This window comes from Azospirillum mesophilum, assembly GCF_053470405.2.
Map to the genome: position 1 here is coordinate 49,476 of NZ_JBPXMQ020000011.1, position 15,790 is coordinate 65,265.

At 67.1% G+C, this 15,790-nt stretch carries 14 protein-coding genes; 6 read left to right on the plus strand and 8 right to left on the minus strand.

What is annotated here, in order from left to right; translation table 11 throughout:
- The first annotated feature begins 68 nt into the window (after positions 1-68).
- The 4 genes from ACSVC7_RS12885 (at position 69) to ACSVC7_RS12900 (ending at position 2,684) form a co-directional block, all read left to right on the plus strand.
- A complete protein-coding gene (locus ACSVC7_RS12885; RefSeq protein WP_448204794.1) occupies positions 69-356 on the plus strand; it encodes a hypothetical protein in 288 nt (95 codons plus the stop codon).
- 115 nt (positions 357-471) lie between these two features.
- The gene (locus ACSVC7_RS12890; RefSeq protein ID WP_448204793.1) at positions 472-1,017 is read left to right on the plus strand and encodes a hypothetical protein; all 546 of its coding nucleotides are present in this window, start codon (positions 472-474) and stop codon (positions 1,015-1,017) included.
- Positions 1,014-1,826: an inositol monophosphatase family protein gene (locus ACSVC7_RS12895; protein ID WP_448204792.1), complete on the plus strand. Its 813-nt coding sequence runs from the start codon at positions 1,014-1,016 to the stop codon at positions 1,824-1,826. The genes ACSVC7_RS12890 and ACSVC7_RS12895 overlap by 4 nt, the downstream gene beginning before the upstream one ends.
- A 642-nt stretch (positions 1,827-2,468) precedes the next feature.
- Entirely contained in the window at positions 2,469-2,684 is a 216-nt protein-coding gene (locus ACSVC7_RS12900; RefSeq protein ID WP_448204791.1) for a hypothetical protein, read from the plus strand.
- Between the two features lie 544 nt (positions 2,685-3,228).
- Here the strand turns inward: ACSVC7_RS12900 and mazG are convergent.
- Complete coding sequence (gene mazG / locus ACSVC7_RS12905; protein ID WP_448204790.1) at positions 3,229-4,032, minus strand: nucleoside triphosphate pyrophosphohydrolase; 804 nt, start codon at positions 4,030-4,032, stop codon at positions 3,229-3,231.
- Positions 4,033-4,338: 306 nt separating this feature from the next.
- Here mazG and ACSVC7_RS12910 point away from each other — a divergent pair, with 306 nt between their 5' ends.
- Positions 4,339-4,872, plus strand: a complete 534-nt coding sequence (locus tag ACSVC7_RS12910; protein WP_448204789.1) for a C39 family peptidase — start codon at positions 4,339-4,341, stop codon at positions 4,870-4,872.
- Positions 4,873-4,911: 39 nt separating this feature from the next.
- Here the strand turns inward: ACSVC7_RS12910 and ACSVC7_RS12915 are convergent, their stop codons facing one another.
- The 7 genes from ACSVC7_RS12915 to hyfB form a co-directional block, all read right to left on the minus strand.
- Positions 4,912-5,244, minus strand: coding sequence for a hypothetical protein (locus ACSVC7_RS12915; protein ID WP_448204788.1), 333 nt, complete (start codon positions 5,242-5,244; stop codon positions 4,912-4,914).
- 136 nt (positions 5,245-5,380) lie between these two features.
- Positions 5,381-5,908, minus strand: coding sequence for an NADH-quinone oxidoreductase subunit B family protein (locus ACSVC7_RS12920; protein WP_448204787.1), 528 nt, complete (start codon positions 5,906-5,908; stop codon positions 5,381-5,383).
- Positions 5,909-5,936: 28 nt separating this feature from the next.
- On the minus strand, positions 5,937-7,496 hold the full coding sequence (locus ACSVC7_RS12925) for a hydrogenase large subunit (RefSeq protein ID WP_448204786.1): 1,560 nt from the start codon (positions 7,494-7,496) through the stop codon (positions 5,937-5,939).
- A gap of 10 nt (positions 7,497-7,506) precedes the next feature.
- Positions 7,507-8,940, minus strand: a complete 1,434-nt coding sequence (locus ACSVC7_RS12930; protein ID WP_448204785.1) for a hydrogenase 4 subunit F — start codon at positions 8,938-8,940, stop codon at positions 7,507-7,509.
- A complete protein-coding gene (locus ACSVC7_RS12935; protein ID WP_448204784.1) occupies positions 8,937-9,626 on the minus strand; it encodes a hydrogenase-4 component E in 690 nt (229 codons plus the stop codon). Before ACSVC7_RS12935 ends, ACSVC7_RS12930 begins: the two co-directional genes overlap by 4 nt.
- 123 nt (positions 9,627-9,749) lie before the next feature.
- Positions 9,750-10,706, minus strand: coding sequence for a respiratory chain complex I subunit 1 family protein (locus ACSVC7_RS12940; protein ID WP_448204783.1), 957 nt, complete (start codon positions 10,704-10,706; stop codon positions 9,750-9,752).
- Positions 10,703-12,724 (minus strand): hydrogenase 4 subunit B, encoded by a 2,022-nt coding sequence (hyfB, locus tag ACSVC7_RS12945; RefSeq protein ID WP_448204782.1) that lies wholly within the window; start codon positions 12,722-12,724, stop codon positions 10,703-10,705. Before hyfB ends, ACSVC7_RS12940 begins: the two co-directional genes overlap by 4 nt.
- Positions 12,725-13,369: 645 nt before the next feature.
- On the opposite strand from hyfB, the gene ACSVC7_RS12950 reads away from it, so the two are divergent.
- Positions 13,370-15,754: a Tex family protein gene (locus ACSVC7_RS12950; RefSeq protein ID WP_448204838.1), complete on the plus strand. Its 2,385-nt coding sequence runs from the start codon at positions 13,370-13,372 to the stop codon at positions 15,752-15,754.
- The last annotated feature ends 36 nt before the right edge of the window (positions 15,755-15,790 follow it).

Consider the following 15,790-nt stretch of genomic DNA (forward strand, 5'->3'; position numbering starts at 1 on the left):
TAGCCTTTTCCCGGATCGCTCCCGACTTACGGATGGGGGCGATGGCGTTCCCGGGAGGAGGACTGCCAATGCGTTTGCAAACCGATCCGTCGCGCTTTTCGATTACCGCCTTCCTGGCCGATCAGGTGACCCTGGTCGCCCGGCAGGAGAAGCTGTCACCGGGGGCCGCGGTGCTGCGCATCGAGGAACTCTCGCGCGATCCGGCCGGCCGCGCCCGCTTGCTGGAAATCATCAGCGACGCCTGGCGGAAGGAAACCAACCCGGCCGAAAGCAACAAGATCGCGGCCCTGCGCAGCGAGGTTGCGGCCTGGGCGTTGCACGCGCCGTCGGGGGGCACCGAGCGTCCGTACTCGTAACCATTCGGAAAAAGGCCGGGACAACTCCGGCCTGGGCGGATTTGTCCATGGCGGTCGATGAGGCGGGGCGCCATAATGCCGCGTCCGTTCGTTTCCGCCACGACTGCCGGCCCCCGTGCGCCTTCTGATCGCCTTATTGCCCCTGGGGCTGCTGGCCCTCGACGCTTCGACCGTCGCCGCCGCCGTGGCCGAGCCCAACGCGCTCCCCCCCGGCTATGTCGAGGAACCGGAGGTCCCGCCGGAGGACAAGCTGCCGCCGATGCCGGAGGAATTCCCGCCGGCCCCCACCACCCCCGTCTTCACCGCACCGGACGCGCGCAGCCTGCTGGCCGAATGCAAGAAGGACACATCCTTCACCGACTGCTTCCGCCTGTGGCGCCCACCCCCGCCGCCGCCCAAGGAAGAGAAGAAGCAGGCCAAGCAGACGCCGCCGCTTCCGCTCGACCCGAAGCTTCCGCGCAAGCCGGCCGAGGGTGGCCCGCTGACCGGCCCGCCGACTCCGCCGAACCCGGCGGCGGACCGCGCCACCTACGACTCGCTGGTGAAGGCGCTGCAGGAAACGGGATTGGAGGGTAAGGTGTTGATGACGGAGCCGCCCAAGGACGGCACCACCACCATGCAGCTCGACCCGAAATCCAACAAGACGGCACCGAAGAAGTGACGAACTTTCCAATCCCCGATGTCGATCGCGTCTCCGCCATCATCCGCGAGGTGGTGGAGAGCGAAATCCTCCCCTATTTCCGCGACCTCGCGAACGCCGGGATTCGGCAGAAGACCGGCCCCACCGACCTCGTGACCCTGGCCGACGAGGCCGGCGAGCGCGCCCTGACGCCGCGCCTGATGGACCTGCTGCCCGGCAGCGTGGTGGTGGGCGAGGAGGCCGTCTCGGCCGACAAGACGCTCCTGGATCGCCTGCACGGCGACGCGCCGGTGTGGATCATCGACCCGGTGGACGGCACCATCAACTTCGCCAATGGCCGGCCGCTGTTCGCGGTGATCGTCGCCCTGGCCTGCCGTGGCGAGACGCTGGCCGGCTGGATCCACGATCCCTGCGACGGGCGCATGGCCACGGCCGTGAAGGGGCAGGGCGCCTTCCTGAACGGCCGGCGGGCGCAGGTCGCGAAAGCGGTCCCGCTGCCCGAGATGACCGGCGCCCTGTCCACGCGCTTCTGCGACGAGTCGCTCGGCCGCCAACTGGACGAACGCGGCAAGACGCTCGGCCCGCGCGTCTGCCTGTCGAGCGCCGCGCAGGAGTATCTGCGCCTGCTGGAGGGCAGGGCGCATTACTCGCTCTACCACCGCCTGATGCCCTGGGACCACGCGGCCGGCGTGCTTCTGCACGCGGAAGCCGGCGGCTACAGCGCCCTGTTCGACGGCACGCCGTACCGGCCGACCGCGCTCGGCGGCGGCGTGATGCTGGCGTCCGACCGCGAGAGCTGGCAGGCGCTGCACCGGCATTTGATGGGGTAGGGGAGGGGGAGCCCTCGCTCACACCACCTGCATGGACGGGCGACACGCAAGAAGGGCAGGGCGGATCCACCTTTGCGATTAGCCTCAAACTGGGGAGGCGAATATCGCACTGAAGAAGCCCGTTCCCCATTTAGAAGGCTTTTGATCCAGCCAAGTTACGAACCGACAGCCTGCTCGGCCAGGCTGCATCGCCCTAGAACGTATTGGGATATTCAGACCGCCGCTAATGTGGCTGGTCAAGTGGGCACTTTTTGCCGAGTGCAAGGCCAGCCCGCCAAACTGATTCTAAACGCGAACCGCTCGGCTGAAGCTTGGCCTTGGGCACACCAATCCATCTGAGAGCCGACCGAATAACGAAGTCACTACTTGGCAGCCCTATCCACTGACAAGCATTTCTATGTCTAACATCATGGCTTCTTAAGTCATTAAACACGCAAAAGGCACTTTAACCAACATATCTTATCAGTGATCATGGTCAGAAAGAGAGATCTGTACCCCTAATTTATTCTGTTCGCGCGCTTACGAGAGTCTGAACGATTGCTCAAGATTCCAAGCGAGGCAGTCTTGACGCCTTACGGCAATTGCGGGCACTATCCGACAGCCCCTACCGTTCCGTAGGAGGCAACAGCACGGGAGAAACCGATGCAAATTCCGTTCGCACCTTTGCCCAGCGGAGAGAGGGCGCTTGCCTGGATGATGATGATCGCCATCGCAGCCGTGGCCATGGTGGCCGCGTCCGCATGGTTGGTCGGATTTCAACGTGGAAAGCGTTCCTGCCAACCGAAAGGTCGTTCGAAGAGGAACCCGTTCACGCGTCGCGTGGCCGAATTCCTCTCCGAAACGGCCCGTATCGGCTGATCTTGGCTCGTCACCTAAACAGCCGAACCTGCCAGAGGAGTTTCGGGTCGGTTTGACGGCAGGCCCGAAACACTTCCGAGGCGCCACGTTCCGTGGCGCCTTTTTTTATATCACGACGGCGGAGCTGACGCCACCCAAGTGAATATATCCCCACCTCGCTCCTGGAATATATTCCTTTCTCATTGAGAGAAGATTTTCCTCTAAGTTGCGTAAAATCCTGCCCAGTCACATCCCGATCGGCCTGTGCTGTTTTTCCTATCGCCGGTGCAGACGCGACGACATCCGCTCAGCGAGACTTCCGGACCACCGGACTGTCTCTTCCGACGCAACAATCCAGCCATCGGTAAAGCTTGTAAAGGTCGAGCGCTTGTAAAGATTGTAAGGTTAATTTTTCTCGATCCTGGCCTGCCTATCTCCTTCCAGGACCACCGGACTGCAACCTAAAATCAGTGAGTGCCGTCGTTGGACGTGCGGCGTCGTCAGTCGCCCTGCACTTCGAGGCACTTCGAGCGCTTGCCGCATTTCATCCGGTGCGGCTATCGGCCTAGCTTCGCTCCTCGCGCTTGGCCTGCTGCCAGAAGGCCTCCATCTCGTCGAGGGTCGCGTCCTCGGGCTTGCGGCCCTGCTCGGCCAGCAGCGCTTCAATGCGGTGGAAGCGGCGCTCGAACTTGGCATTGGTGCCGCGCAGCGCCGATTCCGGCTCCACCTTCAAGCGGCGGGCGAGGTTGACCAGGGCGAACAGCAGGTCTCCCAACTCGTCTGCCACACGCTCCTGCGCGCCGCCGCCGTCCATCTCGGCGCGGAGTTCCTGGACCTCCTCCTCAATCTTGTCGAGGATGTCACGGGCGTCGGTCCAATCGAAGCCGACGCGGGCGGCGCGGTTCTGGAGCTTCAGCGCGCGGGTCAGGGCGGGCAGGCCGGCGATGACGCCCTCCAGGGCGGAGGGCGCGCGCCCCTCTTCCGCGGCCTTGGCGGCGCGCTCGGCGGCCTTGTGCTCCTCCCAGCGGGAGGTCTGCTGGTCGGCGGTGTTCACCTCGTCGGCACCAAAGACGTGCGGGTGGCGGCGGATCATCTTGTCGGCGATGACGCCCGCGACTTCCTCAAAGTCGAACAGCCCTTCCTCGCGAGCCATCTGGCTGTAGTAGACGACCTGGAAGAGCAGGTCGCCCAACTCCTCCCGCAGGGCCGCCTTGTCGCCCTTTTCGATGGCGTCGGCGACCTCGTAGGCCTCCTCGATCGTGTGGGGAGCGATGCTCGCGTAGGTCTGTTCGATGTCCCAGGGGCAGCCGCCGTTGGGATCGCGCAGGCGGGCCATGACGTCGAGAAGTCGGTCGATGTTGCGGGCCATGGTCGGTCTTCTGTGGCGGGAAAAAGGAAAGGCGGGCAGGGGACCTTAGCCGAGCGGACCGGCGGAGGGAAGGCGGCCACGACCGGCAGGTCTGCGGTCGAGAGTTCCCCGGTCAAGAGTCCATAAATAGGCCGCTCTTGCGAAAGCCCAAGGCCTATGGCATTGCTCGCGCCGTACCGTACCAGATGTAGGGTTATGGGCTCGATCCGCACGCATTTGCGCAGCGTCCTCCCGGCGATAACCGTGGCGTTCGCCCTTATTGGTACCGCGGGACCCGCGGACGCCGCGGCACAGAAGTTCCTGCGCATGCCCGACGTGCGCCAGACTGGCGACGACGGCGCCGGGGCCGCGGTGTTGCAGGCGGTGTTCGCCTATTACGGGCTCGACGCCCGGCAGGACGTGCTGCGCCAGCGTCTGACCGAGCGCGGCGGGACGCCCAACGACTACCGCCAGATCCTGCGCGTGACCAACGAATACGGGCTGAAGGCCACGGTCATGAACAAGATGACCGAACAGCAGCTGCGCGAGCAGATCGACAAGGGCCTGCCCGTCATCGTCGCGGTGCAGGCCTGGGTCGAGGGCGGCAACTCGCGGTCCATCACCGACTGGGCGCGGCGCAAAGACAACGGCCACTGGCTCGTCGCGCTCGGTTACGACGACATGGCCTTCTACTTTGAGGATCCGGCGATCTTCGGCATCGGGGCCATCCGCCGCGACGTCATGCCGTTCCGCTGGCACGACTACGACAGCAAAGGCAACCGGCTGGAGCATGTCGGAATCGTGGTGGAGGGGCCGAGCCCCGGCCGCTATGACCCGTCCATTGCCGTACCGATCAACTGACCGGGCCTGGAAACGGGGTGAAAGTTCGTATAATCCATATTATGGAAAATCCTGTGCGGATTGCGTCAGGGCAGGGCTGGTTCCCGGTTTGCGCTTCCGCTTCGTGTCCACCGTGACGATGGCCGGCGCCGGATCGTCGGCATACAGGACGCTGGGCGGGCGCGCCTTGCGCCGTTGCGGTGGGACCACGCTGCCGACCGGGACGATTTCCTGCCGATTGCGCGCAAAGGCGTCTCCGCACTGGCCGTGCTTTTGCGCCTCGGCAAGCGCCGGGTCGTCGAGCTGCCAGCAATCCACCGTCTTCACCGCGCAGGCCGATGGCACCAGGAGCGCCATCATCAGCAGCGCGTGCTTCAGCGCGTTCTTGCCCATGCTCCGAAGCTCCGAAAGCGTTCAGGCGGTCGCCTTTGCACCGTGGAACTATACGGCGGTGGAGCCTGCGCTGTTCCGGCGGCAAGCGGACTCCGCCGCGGGACGTCGGCGGTAGCCCGTTCGCCGTCCCGGCTAATCAGCGGGCGGCGCTCGTCTCCAACAGCGCCAGCAGACCGGCCAGCAGTTCCGCCGGGCGCGGCGGGCAGCCGGGAATGTGCAGGTCCACGGGCACGACCGCATCGACCGGTCCGACGCAGGCGTAGCTGTCCTTGAAGACGCCTCCACTGATGGCGCAGTCTCCGCAGGCCACCACCCATTTCGGGTCCGGGGTCGCGTCCCAGCTGCGGAACAAGGCCTCGCGCATGTTCTTGGTGACCGGGCCGGTGACCAGCAGCACGTCGGCGTGGCGCGGCGAAGCGACGAAGCGGATACCGAAGCGCTCAAGATCGTAGATTGGGTTGTTCAGAGCATGGATTTCCAGCTCGCAGCCGTTGCAGGAGCCGGCGTCCACCTCGCGGATCGACAGGCTGCGGCCGAGCCGCGCCTTGGCGGCCTTTTCCACCTTGTCGGCGAGTTCGGCCAGCGCCAAGTCGGCGGGCGCAGGCGCAGGCGCCGGTTCGGTGACGGGGCCGCCGGTCAGCGATTTGAGTATGTGCTTGAACACCGACAAACTCCCAGGGGGGGGCGGCTCCCTACAGGTCGTGGCCCGAGTAGGAACAGTTGAACGACTTGTTGCACAGGGGGAAGTCGGCCACGATGTTGCCCTCGATGGCCGCTTCCAGCAGAGGCCACTGGAACCAGGACGGGTCGCGCGGGTGGCAGCGGTCGATGGTGCCGTCGCCGTTCACCCGGACCCAGGTCAGGATCTCGCCGCGGAAGGACTCGACCAGCGCCATGCCCTCCCCGGCTTCGCCCTGCCCCGCTTCCACGGGCACCAACGGCAGCGGCGTGCGGCCGTCCAGGCCGCGCGGCACGCCGGGAAGGCGCTTCACGATCTGCTCGATCAGGCCGAGCGACTGCTCCACCTCCCGGATGCGGATCCAGACGCGGGCGTTGACGTCGCCGTCGGTGAGGACCGGCACGTCGAATTCCAGGTCGCCGTAGGGGGCGTAGCCGGGATTGCGGCGCGCGTCCAGCCCTCGGCCGGAGGCACGGCCGACATAGCCGCCCGTCCCGAAACGGCCGACCAGCCCGGTCGACACGACGCCCGTGGAAACGGTGCGGTCCTGCAGCGACGCCTTGCCGTCGTAGATGGTGACCAGCGGCCCGAAGCGCCGGCGCAGCTCGGCCGTAAGGTCCAGCAGCAGCGCCGCCCCGCGCTCCGGCAAATCCACCGCCACGCCGCCCGGCACCACGCGGTCCATCATCAGCCGGTGCCCGAAGCAGGCGTCGGCGGCGCGCAGCACGCTTTCGCGAAGCCGGCTCATCTCCGCCAGCATGAAGGCGAAGGCGGCGTCGTTGCACACCGCGCCGATGTCGCCCAGGTGGTTGGCGACGCGCTCCAGCTCCGCCATCAGCGCGCGCATCCAGACCGCGCGCGGCGGCACCACGAGGCCGAGCGCCGCTTCGACCGCCATGGCGAAGGCGAGGCTGTGCGCCACCGTGCTGTCGCCGGAGATGCGGGCGGCGAGCCGGGCGACCTCGGCGACGGTCTTGCCGCGCATCAGCCCCTCGATGCCCTTGTGGACGTAGCCGAGCCGTTCCTCCAGCCGCACCACCGTCTCGCCGTTGGCGGTGAAGCGGAAGTGGCCGGGCTCGATGATGCCGGCGTGAACCGGGCCGACTGGGATCTGGTGCAGCCCCTCCCCCTCCACCGGCAGGAAGGTGTAGGGGCCTGGGTTGGGTGCGGGGGCCGCCGGCTGACCGGACAGCGGCCGGCGCACGCCCCAGGCGTCGTGGTCCAGCCAGGGGCGGGGGTCGGTCGTGCGTTCCGCCGTCAGGCCGAACAGGTCGTGCGCGGCGCGCTCCAGCCGGTTGGCGGACGGGCGCACGGGGGTCAGGCTGGGGAAACGCCCCTGGGGGCAGTCGAGGCTGACCACGGCGATGTCGCCCGACAGATCCTCGCGGAAGGCGGCGTGGACCGCGCGCGGCTCTCCCCACAGGCCCAGCAGGCTCCAGGCGTTGCCAGCGAGTTCCTCCATCAGCTGGCCCCAGCCCTCGCGGGTCAGGCGGAAGCGCGGCCAGGGGCGGTGCCCAGCGACCGGGGAGCCGATGCGGTTCAACAGGCCATACAGGGGCTGCTCTCCGTACATGATGCCTCCCCTACCCCAACAGCTTTGCGACGGTCTGGAACCAGGCGACCAGCGGCCCCGGCAGCCAGACGCCCGCGACCAGAACGACAGCCAGATGCGCAAACAGCGGCACCAGCGAACCCTGGACCGGCGCGTTCTCGCCGCCCGGCGCGCCGAAGCACAGCTGCTGCACCCGCATCACCAGCGCACCGAAAGCGACCAGGATGCCGAGCGTCAGCGGAAGCGCCAGCAGCGGCTCCCGCGCGAAGGTGCTGGTTACCAGCAGGAACTCGCTCATGAAGATGCCGAAGGGCGGCAGGCCGGCGATGGCGACCACGCCGACCAGCAGGCCCCAGCCCAGCACGGGGTGGCTGACGGTCAGCCCGCCGATCTTCTCGATCCGTTGCGTGCCCTTCACCTGCGCGACATGGCCGACGGCATAGAAGATGGCCGACTTGGTCAGGCTGTGCATGGCCATGTGCAGCAGCCCCGCGAAGTTGGCGAGCGGCCCGCCCATGCCGAAGGCGAAGGTGATGATGCCCATGTGCTCGATCGAGCTGTAGGCGAAGAAGCGCTTGATGTCGCGCCGCCGGTACAGCATGAACCCCGCCAGAAGAAGCGACGCCAGCCCCATGGCGATCATCAGCGGCCCCGGCGCGATGGCGGCGCCGTTGGCCGCCAGCAGCATCTTGAAGCGCAGCACGGCGTAGAGCGCCACGTTCAGCAGCAGGCCCGACAGCACGGCGGAGATGGGCGTCGGCCCCTCCGCGTGGGCGTCGGGCAGCCAGGCGTGCAGCGGGGCCAGCCCGACCTTGGTGCCGTAGCCGATCAGCAGGAAGACGAAGGCGAGGTTCAGAATCGCCGGGTTGACCTTCACGACGTGGACCATCAGCTCCGTCCAGGTCATCGCGGCCATGCCCGGCCCCATCACCGGTTGGGCGGCCAGATACATCAGGATGGTGCCGAACAGGGCGAGCGCGATCCCCACGCCGCACAAGATGAAGTATTTCCAGGCCGCCTCGATGCTGGCCGCCGTTCGGTACAGGCTGACCATCAGCACCGTGGTCAGCGTCGCCCCCTCCACCGCCACCCACATCACGCCCAGGTTGTTGGCGCTGAGCGCCAGCAGCATGGTGAACATGAAGGCCTGATACATGGCGTGGTAGAAGCGCAGCTTGCGCGCATCCAGCCTCTTGATCGCGACCTCGTGACCGATGTAGCCGGCGGAAAAGACGCTGGTGGTCAGGCCGACGAAGGCGGTCAGCGCGATCAAATAGATGTTGAAGGCGTCCACCACGAACAGCGCGCCGCTGGACGGCTCCCGCACGAACGGCACCAGCGACGCCAGGAAGGTGATGGCGGAACACCCGATGTTCAGCCGGGCGGCCAGCCGGTAGTTCGCCACCATCGCCAGGACGATGGCGGAGACCAGCGGGGTCGCGACGATGACGGCGATGGCGCTCAATCGCTTTCCCCCCGGAAGCTCTCGATCTTCTGCATGTCGAGCGTGTCGAACCGCTCGCGGATGTGGAAGAGGAAGATGCCGAAGATGATGAAGGCGACCATGACGGAGAAGGCCACCGACATCTCCACCACCAGCGGCATGCCGGCCACGCCCACGGCGGCCAGGATCAGCCCGTTCTCGATGGACATGAACCCCACCACCTGGCTGACCGCGTTGCGGCGGGAGATCATCATCAGCAGGCCCAGCAGCACCACCGACAGCGACAGGGCGAGGTTCTCGCGCGTCAGCGCCGTCGCGTCTTCCGTCACCGGCAGCACCAGCAGGATCGACAGCGTCACCAGCGACACGCCGGCCACCATGGTCAGGCCAATGCCAAGCGCCGGTTCGATGGTGCGGTGGATGTTCATCTTCACGATGATCCGGTGCAGCACCACCGGGATCACGATGGCCTTCAGCACCAGCGTCAGCAGCGCCGTGATGTAGAGATGCGGCTCGCCGTGGGAAAAGGCCTGCCACGCCGCCGTCGCGGCGAGCGCCAGGGCCTGCATGGTGAAGACGTGCAGCAGCGAGAACAGGCGCCGCTGGTACAGCAGCGCGAAGCTCATCAGCAGCACCAGAGCCCCCAGCATGTGCGCGGCGTCGTACCCGAGGTCGATCACATCACACCCCCCGCGACGGTGCTTCATCCGTCATCCCCGCGAAGGCAGGGATCCAGGCCGTCCCGACGAGTGTCCGATTGGCCCTGGATCCCCGCCTTCGCGGGGATGACGGGAATGGAAGGTTCCTGCATAGACCGGCGACAAGGGTCATCACACCCCCCGCGACACGTAAAGGAAGATCGCGCCGAGCAGGCTCAGCAGCAGGGCGCCGCCCAGGAACTCGCCCACGCGGAAGACGCGCATCTTGGCGATGGAGGTCTCGAACAGCGCCAGCAGGGCGCCGCCGACCGCCAGCTTGGCCGTGAAGGCCGCCATGCCCCACAGCGCGGCGAGCACCCCGGATGCCGCCGTCCCCATGCCCCAGGGGAAGAAGATGCAGGCGATCAGCGCCATGTAGAGCAGCAGCTTCAGCATGCTCGACGCTTCGACCAAGGCCAGGTGGCGGCCGGAATATTCCAGCACCATAGCCTCATGCACCATGGTCAGTTCCAGGTGCGTGGCCGGGTTGTCGATGGGGATGCGGGCGTTCTCGGCGATGGCGACCATCACCAGCGCGATCAACGCGAGCGCCAGCGAGATGCGCAGGCCCACGGCGCCGGACATCATAAAGTCCGCGATCTCCGCCAGCGAGGTCGTGCGCACCAGGATCGAGACGGAAAAGACGACCATCAGCATGGCCGGTTCGGCGAGCGCCGCGATCATCATCTCGCGCGAGGAGCCGATGCCGCCGAAGCTGGTGCCCACGTCCATACCGGCGAGCGCCAGGAAAAAGCGCGCGGAGCCCAGCAGCGCGATCAGCGCGATCAGGTCGGCGGTCGGCGCGAGCGCGAGTTGCGTGGTGAAGCTGGGCACCAGACCGGCCGCCAGCCAGATGGCCGTGAACGTCAGGTAGGGCACAGCGCGGAACAGCCAGGAGGCGTTGCGGGCCAGCACCACCTCCTTGCGCAGCAGGCGCAGAAGGTCACGGTAGGGCTGGACCGGCGACGGCCCGTGCCGGCCGACCAGCCTAGCCTTGACCAGCCGAACCCACCCGGTCAGCAGGGGCGCCAGGACAAGCACCAACAGCATCTGCAGGATCTGATAGAGCGTGGCGAGCAGCATGGTCATCGTTGCGTCACCGCCACCATCACCAGCAGGACCACCAGCGCCAGGAACATCAGCGTCAGATACCGGCGGATGGTCATGAATTGCAGGGCGTTCGCCCGGTCGGCCAGCCAGTTCACGCCCCGGATGATGGGGGTGAAGAACACGGTCCAGGCCGGGTCGGTCCAGGTGACCGACAGGCGCGCGGGGCGGGTGTCGCCCGGTTCCGGCATCTCCACATGGTCGCGGGCGCGGAACACGGTGCTGCCGAAGGCGCGGCGGATCGGCTGGCCGAAGCTGGAGGCCGTGTACTGAGTCACCGCCGCCGGATCCGGCCCGTCGAAGCCGCAGCCCCAGGGGATGGACAAGCGCACCCGGTCGCTGGCGCGACGGTGGATCACCATCACCAGCAGGATCGACAGCAGCGCGATCACCACCAGCATGATGAGGCCGTTGTAAGAGTTGCCGATGGCCGAGGTCGGGGCCAGCCAGAACCAGGGCTGATAGGCGCGGTCGTCGAAGGGGCCGGCCTCCACCATCAGGCGCAACGCCGGCTCGAACAGGCGGATCAGTGGCGTGGGCAGCACGCCGAGCGCCACGCACAGCGCCGCCGGGATCGCCATGCCCAGCCGCATCGCGGTCCCGACCTCCACCGCCTCCGCCGCCACGCGGGAGCGCGGACGGCCGAGGAAGGCCGTGCCGTACAGCCGCACGAAGCAGGCGCCGGCAAGCGCCGTGGCGAGCGCCACCGCGGCTCCGACCACGGCGATTTCGATCTTCAGCGCCCATTCCGGCAACGCCGGCCCGTTCAGGATGGCCTGGAACAGCAGCCATTCGCCGACGAAGCCGTTCAGCGGCGGCAGGGCCGAGATGGACGCGGCCCCGATCAGCGCCAGGACGGCGGTCGTCGGCATCCGGTGGATCAGGCCGCCCAACTGGTTCAGGTCGCGCGTCCCGGTCGCCGTCAGAAGCGCGCCGGCCGCGAAGAACAGCAGGCTCTTGAACAGGGAATGATTGACGACGTGCAGCAGCGCCGCCGCCAGGGCGAGTGCTGCGATCACCGGCGTGTGGCTGGCCTTGAACACCAGCGCGAGGCCCAGCGCGATGACGATGGCCCCGATGTTCTCCACCGTCGAATAGGCCAGCAACCGCTTCACATCGTCCTGCATCAGGGCGTAAAGCACGCCCATCACGGCGGTCAGCGCGCCGAAGGCCATCAGGACCCCGCCCCACCAGACGGCCGGCTCGCCCAGCAGGTCGAACAGCACGCGGATCATCGCGTAGACCGCCACCTTGGTCATCACGCCGGACATCAGGGCGGAGACATGGCTGGGCGCTGCCGGGTGGGCCAGCGGCAGCCAGACGTGCAGCGGCACCACGCCCGCCTTCGACCCGGCCCCCAGCAGAATCAGCACCACGCAGAGCGCCGCCGCGGCGGCCGATGGAGCATGGGCGCGGATGGCGTCGAAGCTGTAGTCGCCATGGGACGTCGCCAGCAGCCCGAAGGCGAGCAGCATGCAGGCCGTGCCGAAACTCGCCATGATCAGGTAGAGGCGCGCGGCGCGCGGCGTTTCCGGCTCCCGGTGGGTGGACAGCACCAGCAGCCAGGAGGCCAGCGACATGAACTCCCACGACACCAGGAAGCTGAAGGCGTCGTCGGCGATCAGCACCATGTTCATGGCGGCCAGGAACAGCGGGTAGAGCGGCAGAACCGGCCCGGCGTGGGAATCGTGATGGGCGCGCTCGTACCCCCAGCCGAACAGGCTGGCGGTGACGCCGCCCGCGTTGATCACGAGGAGGAAGAAGGCCGACAGCGCGTCGGCGCGCAAATGCGCCTGGATCCAGGGCAGCCCGACCGGCAGCACCAACCCGTCCGCCGCCCCGCCTCCGGCCAGCCGGAGCGCGGCCCAGAGCGCCACCAGCGCGCAGGCGCCCGCCGTACCGCCGTAGACGATCCCGGACACCCGCCGCAGCCGCGCAGCCGCGGCCCCCGTTGCCGCCATCACGAACAGAAAGGCGATTGCCGAAACGACGATTTCCAAGGGCGCAAAACCGTTTGGAGTAGACCCACCAACAGTAAGGATGTTTCCCGCAAGCTCCGCAAGCGGAAAAACTCTGTCGCGTGATGTCGCGTGGAACTGTGCGCGGAGGGCAACGCTGCACAGAAAAAAGGCGGCCCGCCGGAAAGGAGAGCCGCCAAAGTCGATTCGGGAGGAAACGCAACCAAGTTGCTGAAGACGGTTTTACGCGCGGCCCCTGAATTTTTGGTTAACGTATTAACCAAAAATCTTCACCGCGATGATTTTTTTTGCGCATGGACAACAACGCAAAAAAGAAAAGCGGCTCAGCCACAAATGCAGCGAGCCGCTCAAAGTTTGGTTCGGGAGGAAACGCAACCAAGTTGCAGGCGAAGATATACGGGCGCTATGGTTAACGTGCGGTAAACGCCGCAAGCAATCTCTTCGCCTCTACTTTTTTGTACGAAGCTACCTCTTTCGCGCAATTGGACTTTGGTCTCAAGAGCGGGCCAATCGAACGGGTTCCGCGCCCTGCCCGTCTTCCACGCCAGCCCCTGGGGTCGGCATGTCCCGGCCGACTGCGCAGGCATACCCCAGATCGCCACTGGCCGGGGGCACTCCCTTCGCGCTATAGGACCGGCCTTGTCCTTCACCAGTCACCGGTTTTCCATGCTGTCCATCAGCCAGCGCATCGCCGACGAGCTTTCGGTTCGCGAGTCCCAGGTCGCCTCGGCCGTCAAGCTGCTCGACGAGGGTTCGACGGTTCCCTTCATCGCCCGTTACCGCAAGGAGGCCACGGGCGGGCTCGACGACACGCAACTGCGCGGGCTGGAGGAGCGACTCGGCTACCTGCGCGAGTTGGAAGACCGCCGCACCGCGATCCTCTCCTCCATCCAGGAGCAGGGCAAGCTGACGCCGGAGCTGGAACTTCAGGTCAAGCAGGCCGACACCAAGACCCGCCTGGAAGACCTCTACCTCCCCTACAAGCCGAAGCGCCGCACCAAGGCGCAGATCGCCCGCGAGGCCGGGTTGGAGCCGCTGGCGGACCTGCTGCTGTCCGACCCGGCGAAGGCCCCGGAGGCCGAGGCCGCCGCCTACGTCAGCGCCGACAAGGGTGTGGCCGACGTGAAGGCCGCGCTGGACGGCGCCCGCCACATCCTGGTGGAGCGCTTCGGCGAGGACGCCGAACTGGTCGGCAAGCTCCGCTCCGTCATGGCGGACAAGGGCGTCGTCACCTCCAAGGTGATCGAGGAGAAGCGCGCCGAGGGCGCCAAGTTCTCCGATTACTTTGACTTCGACGAGCCTTGGGCGAAGGTCCCCTCGCACCGGGCGCTGGCGCTGTTCCGCGGCCGGACGCAGGGCGTGCTGGACATCCGCCTGGACCTGCCGGTCGAGGAAGGCCAGCCCCACCCGGCCGAGCGCACCATCGCCGCCCACACCGGCATCCGCGATCAGGGCCGCCCGGCCGACAAGTGGCTGTCCGACGTGGTCCGCTGGACCTGGAAGCTGAAGATCGGCCCGCATGTCGAAACCGACCTGATGGGCGACCTGCGCGAACGCGCGGAGGACGAGGCGATCCGCGTCTTCGCCCGCAACCTGCACGACCTGCTGCTGGCCGCTCCCGCCGGTCCGCGCACGACCATCGGCCTGGACCCCGGCATCCGCACCGGCGTGAAGGTCGCGGTGGTGGACGCCACCGGCAAGCTGGTCGACACCACGACCATCTACCCGCACCAGCCGAAGAACGACTGGGACGGCTCCATCGCCGTGCTGGCGGCGCTGGCGGTGCGCCACAAGGCGGAACTGATCTCCATCGGCAACGGTACGGCCAGCCGTGAGACGGACAAGCTGGTCGCCGACCTCTTCAAGCGCCATCCGGAACTGAAGCTGACCAAGCTGATGGTCAGCGAGGCCGGCGCGTCGGTCTATTCGGCGTCCGAGACCGCCGCGGCGGAGTTTCCGAAGCTGGACGTGTCCTTGCGGGGTGCGGTCTCCATCGCCCGCCGCCTCCAGGATCCGCTGGCCGAGTTGGTGAAGATCGAGCCGAAGTCCATCGGCGTCGGCCAGTACCAGCACGATGTCCAGGCCGGCAAGCTCGCCCGCTCGCTGGAAGCGGTGGTCGAGGACTGCGTGAACGCGGTTGGCGTGGACCTGAACACGGCCTCCATCCCGCTGCTGACCCGCGTGTCCGGCCTGAACGAGACGATCGCCCGCAACATCGTCGAGTTCCGCGACCAGAACGGCGCCTTCCGCTCCCGCAAGCAATTGCTGGAGGTGCCGCGCCTCGGCCCGAAGACCTTCGAGCAGGCGGCCGGCTTCCTGCGCATCCGTGAGGGCGAGAACCCGCTCGACAGCTCCGCGGTTCACCCGGAAGCCTATCCGCTGATCGAGCGCATCCTGAAGAAGACCGGCAAGGATCTCGGCAGCGTCATCGGCGACGCGCGCTTCCTGCGCTCCCTCAACGCCGAGGAGTTCACGGACGAGCGCTTCGGCGTGCCGACCGTCGAGGACATCCTGAAGGAGCTGGAAAAGCCCGGCCGCGACCCGCGCCCCGAGTTCAAGACCGCCGAGTTCAAGGAAGGCGTGGAGGAGCTGAAGGACCTCCAGCCGGACATGGTGCTGGAGGGCGTCGTCACCAACGTCACCGCCTTCGGCGCCTTCGTGGACATCGGCGTTCACCAGGACGGGCTGGTCCACATTTCCCAGCTTTCCAACAACTTCGTGAAGGATCCTCACACGGTCGTTAAGGCGGGCGACATCGTGAAGGTCAAGGTGCTTGAGGTGGACATCCCCCGCAAGCGCATCGGCCTGACCATGCGCCTGACCGAGGCCGCCCCCCGCGCCGAGCGCCCGCAAGGTCAGCGTTCCGAGCGCCCCCGGGATGATCGCAATCGGGATGACCGCCGGGACGACCGCCGGGACGACCGGCGCGGCGCGCCCGCCGGAAAGCCCGCGCAGGCCAAGCCGGCCCCGAAGCCCGCCAAGGCCCCGGAGCCGATCAACAACGCCTTCGCGGAAGCCTTCGCGCGAGCCCAGGCCGGCAAGAAGCGGTAGTCTCGGAAGGAGAGGCGTCGGTTGGAACTCCACCAC

What these genes read in the sequence shown, in the direction of transcription:
- ACSVC7_RS12940 (WP_448204783.1), bottom strand. Translation starts at nt 10,706, where the DNA reads ATGACCATGCTGCTCGCCACGCTCTATCAGATCCTGCAGATGCTGTTG.
- ACSVC7_RS12910 (WP_448204789.1), top strand. Translation starts at nt 4,339, where the DNA reads ATGCCCGACGTGCGCCAGACTGGCGACGACGGCGCCGGGGCCGCGGTG.
- ACSVC7_RS12935 (WP_448204784.1), bottom strand. Translation starts at nt 9,626, where the DNA reads ATGAAGCACCGTCGCGGGGGGTGTGATGTGATCGACCTCGGGTACGAC.
- ACSVC7_RS12915 (WP_448204788.1), bottom strand. Translation starts at nt 5,244, where the DNA reads ATGGGCAAGAACGCGCTGAAGCACGCGCTGCTGATGATGGCGCTCCTG.
- ACSVC7_RS12900 (WP_448204791.1), top strand. Translation starts at nt 2,469, where the DNA reads ATGCAAATTCCGTTCGCACCTTTGCCCAGCGGAGAGAGGGCGCTTGCC.
- ACSVC7_RS12885 (WP_448204794.1), top strand. Translation starts at nt 69, where the DNA reads ATGCGTTTGCAAACCGATCCGTCGCGCTTTTCGATTACCGCCTTCCTG.
- ACSVC7_RS12925 (WP_448204786.1), bottom strand. Translation starts at nt 7,496, where the DNA reads ATGTACGGAGAGCAGCCCCTGTATGGCCTGTTGAACCGCATCGGCTCC.
- mazG (WP_448204790.1), bottom strand. Translation starts at nt 4,032, where the DNA reads ATGGCCCGCAACATCGACCGACTTCTCGACGTCATGGCCCGCCTGCGC.
- ACSVC7_RS12950 (WP_448204838.1), top strand. Translation starts at nt 13,370, where the DNA reads ATGCTGTCCATCAGCCAGCGCATCGCCGACGAGCTTTCGGTTCGCGAG.